Raw genomic sequence first — 3,195 nt, forward strand, 5'->3', positions numbered from 1 at the left:
GGCCTGGCCGCGCGCGTCGGAGAACTGGGCCAAGCGCGCGTGCTCGGCGTGGCCGGCGACATCACCGATCCGGCGCTGCACCAGCAGCTGCTGGCGACTTGCCGCACGCACTTCGGCCGCCTCGACGTGCTGCTCAACAACGCCGGCATCACCCACCGCTCGCCCACCGTGCGCACCGCCCCGGCGGTGCTGCGCAAGGTCATGGCGGTGGACTACCATGCGCCGCTGGAGCTGACCCTCGCCGCCCTGCCGCTGCTGCGCCAGAGCCGCGGCCAGGTCGTCGCCATCGGCTCCATGGCCGGTTGGATGCCGGTGCTCGGCCGCGCCGGCTACTGCGCGGCGAAAAGCGCCCTGGGCCAGGCCTTCGAGGTGCTGCGTGCGGAGATCGGCCGCGACGGCATCGGCCTGCTGATGGTCTACCCGAGCTTTCTCGACACCCCCATCGAGCGCAACGCCCTGGGCGGCGACGGCCAGCCGGCCGGCCATGCGCGCTCGACCGTAGGCCGCATTCGCGGCGCCGACTGGATGGCCGGGGAAATCCTCGAGGCCCTGGAACGGCGCCGCGAGCGCCTGTTTCCGGATCGCGGCAGCTGGCTGGCCAGCCTGCTCTGGCGCGTCGCCCCGGCCCTCTACTACCGGCAGATGAGCCGGCGCTTCGCCGGGGAGCTGGGTTGATGGCCTTCGCCCCCTACGCCCTCGGCGCCTTTATCCTGCTGGCCTACACCCTGGAGGCGGTCACCGGTTTCGGCAGCATAGTGATCGCCCTGTCGCTGGGTGCATTGCTGCTGCCCATCGACCAGCTGCTGCCGGTGCTGGTGCCGCTGAATATCGGCATGACCGGCTACCTGGTGTGGCGCCACCGCGCGCAGATCCACCGCCCGCTGCTGCTCGGCACCATACTGCCGGGCATGCTCGCCGGCACAGCGCTGGGCTACCTGCTGCTGCCCTATCTCGACGCGGCGCTGCTCAAGCGCGGCTTCGGCCTGCTGATTCTGTGGTTCGCCGGGCGCGAGCTGTGGCGCCTGCGCCATGCCGCGGCGCTACCGCTGCGCCCGGCCTGGCTGACCCGCGCTATTACCCTCGGCGCCGGCCTCAGCCACGGCCTGTTCGCCTCCGGCGGGCCGCTGCTGGTCTACGGCCTGGCCGGCACAGCGCTGGACAAGGCACGCTTTCGCGCCACCCTGGTGACGGTCTGGTTCAGCCTCAACAGCCTGCTGACCGCCGCCTTCCTGCTCGACGGCCGCCTGCAGCCGGCCCTGCCCCAGGTGCTGGCCTACGCCCCGCTGCTGCTGCTCGGCCTGTGGCTGGGCGAACGCCTGCACCGGCGCTTCGACGAGCGCCATTTCCGCCTCGCCATCTACTGCCTGCTGCTGGTCACCGGCGTTCTGCTGCTGGCCCCCTGGAGCCTCGCATGAGTTTCGACATCGTCATCAACAACGGCCTGTACTTCGACGGCAGCGGCGCCCCCGGCGCGCTGCGCCATATCGGCATCAAGCACGGCCGCATCGACACCCTCAGCCTCAGCCCGCTGGATGAGCGCGGCGCCGAGGTGATCGACGCCGCCGGCAAGTGGGTCACCCCGGGCTTTCTGGAAGTCCACTCGCACTACGACGCCGAGGTGATCGCGGCGCCGGCACTCAAGGAGTCGGTGCGCCACGGCGTGACCAGCGTGACCATCGGCTCCTGCTCGATCAGCATGGTGCTGGCCGACGCCGAGGACTGCTCGGACCTGTTCACCCGCGTCGAGGCGGTGCCGCGCGAATACGTGCTGCCGATCCTCAAGGAGAAGAAGAGCTGGCGCGACGCCGCCGGCTACCGCGCCTTCTACGACCAACATGCACTGGGCCCGAACGTCAGCTCCTTCCTCGGCCACTCCGAGCTGCGCGTGGCGGTGATGGGCCTCACGCGCGCCACCAGCAAGGTGGCGCCGAGCGAGGCCGAGCTGCAGCGCATGGAGCAGTTGCTGGAAGAGGCGCTGGACGCCGGCTGCATCGGCCTGTCGGTGATGACCACGCGCCTGGACAAGATGGACGGCGAGCGCGCCTGGTCCAGCCCGCTGCCCTCGACTTTCGCCAGTTGGAAGGAGTTCTCGCGCCTGTTCGCCATCCTCCGCCGCCGCGGCGCGGTGCTGCAGGGCGCGCCAAATGCGGTGACCAAGGTCAATGTGTTCGCCTTCCTCTGGCAGGCCCACGGCTGGTTCAGACAGCCGCTCAAGTGCACCATGCTCACGGCGCTGGACCTCAAGTCGCAGCCGCTGCTGCACCGCTTCACCCGCCTCTCCGGCTGGCTGGCGAACAAGGTGCTGCGCGGCCACTTCCGCTGGCAGACCCTGCCCGCGCCCTTCACCCTGCGCCTGGAAGGGCTCAACGTGAACGCCTTCGAGGAGTTCGGCGCCGGCGAGATCCTGCGCAATATCAAGGATCCGGACGAGCTCTACGCCAAGGTCAAGGAACCGGCATTCCGCGCCCTGTTCAAGCAGCAGGTCAAGGCGGTGCTGACCAAGGGCCTGTGGCACCGCGACTTCTCCGACTGCTGGGTGACCGAGTGCCCGGATGCCAGCCTGGTCGGCCAGAACTTCAGGCAGCTCGGCGAGAGCCGTGGCCTGGACGCGGTGGACGCCTACTTCGAGCTGGCCTGCCAGTACCGCGAAGCACTGAAGTGGGGCACCTGCTACGGCAACGATCGCGAGCCGATCATGCGCCAGCTGCTGGCCAGCCCCTGGACCCACCCCGGCTTCGCCGATTCCGGCGCGCACCTGCGCTCCATCGCCCAGTACAACTTCCCGCTGCGTTTTCTCAAGTACGTGCGCGATGCGCAGCTGGCCGGCACGCCCTTCATGGAACTGGGCCAGGCGGTGCGCCGCTGCAGCGGCGAGCTGGCCGACTTTATCGGCGTGGACGCCGGCTATATCCGCGTCGGCGACCGCGCCGACCTGGTGATCGTCAACCCCGAGGGGCTCACCGAGGAGCTGGACGCCATCGCCGAGGCGCCGATGGAAGTGCTCGGCCTGACGCGGGTGGTCAAGCGCAACGACGCGGCGGTGGAGGCCACCCTGATCAACGGCCGCATCGCCTACCGCCGCGGCCTGGAATACCCCGAGGAGCTGGGCAAGACGCAGGATTACGGGCGCTTCCTGCCGGGCCGCGAGGTGCTGCCGCGCCGCCAGCCGGCGGCGGACCTGCAGCCGACCACCGC

General features: G+C 70.1%; 3 protein-coding genes. All 3 read left to right on the plus strand.

What is annotated here, in order from left to right:
- On the plus strand, positions 1–675 hold a 675-nt coding region (locus tag N878_RS16160; protein WP_021444647.1), incomplete at its 5' end, for an SDR family NAD(P)-dependent oxidoreductase.
- Entirely contained in the window at positions 675–1,415 is a 741-nt protein-coding gene (locus tag N878_RS16165) for a sulfite exporter TauE/SafE family protein (RefSeq protein ID WP_021444648.1), read from the plus strand. The genes N878_RS16160 and N878_RS16165, both read left to right, overlap by 1 nt.
- Positions 1,412–3,195: amidohydrolase family protein (locus N878_RS16170; RefSeq protein WP_021444649.1), on the plus strand; the 1,784-nt coding region annotated here is incomplete at its 3' end. The genes N878_RS16165 and N878_RS16170, both read left to right, overlap by 4 nt.

It is taken from the genome of Pseudomonas sp. EGD-AK9 (assembly GCF_000465935.2).
Classification (GTDB): Bacteria; Pseudomonadota; Gammaproteobacteria; order Pseudomonadales; family Pseudomonadaceae; genus Aquipseudomonas.